The organism is Shewanella sp. M16 (assembly GCF_018224605.1).
Taxonomy (GTDB): domain Bacteria; phylum Pseudomonadota; class Gammaproteobacteria; order Enterobacterales; family Shewanellaceae; genus Shewanella; species Shewanella oncorhynchi.
In genome coordinates this window covers 1-434 of sequence record NZ_JAGTUL010000120.1, presented here as the reverse complement: position 1 = coordinate 434, position 434 = coordinate 1, and the positions used below count along the sequence as shown (strand labels likewise).

Genomic DNA, 434 nt, shown 5'->3' with positions numbered 1-434 from the left:
GCAGTGAGGAATATTGGTCAATGGACGCGAGTCTGAACCAGCCAAGTAGCGTGAAGGATGACTGCCCTATGGGTTGTAAACTTCTTTTATATGGGAATAAAGTGGTCCACGTGTGGACTTTTGTATGTACCATATGAATAAGGATCGGCTAACTCCGTGCCAGCAGCCGCGGTAATACGGAGGATCCGAGCGTTATCCGGATTTATTGGGTTTAAAGGGAGCGTAGGCGGATTGTTAAGTCAGTTGTGAAAGTTTGCGGCTCAACCGTAAAATTGCATTTGTTACTGGCAGTCTTGAGTGCAGTAGAGGCAGACAGAATTCCTAGTCTCGTCGTCAGATGCGTCAATAGCGTATAAGAGACAGATTCGGTAGTCTATAGCTCATGTGTACACTGCGATCCAAAGTCGTATACAGCAAAATGAAACAGAACAGTA

General features: G+C 45.6%; 1 rRNA gene. It reads left to right on the top strand.

What is annotated here, in order from left to right:
* Positions 1–434 (top strand): 16S ribosomal RNA (locus KFE26_RS23670); the annotation flags it as partial.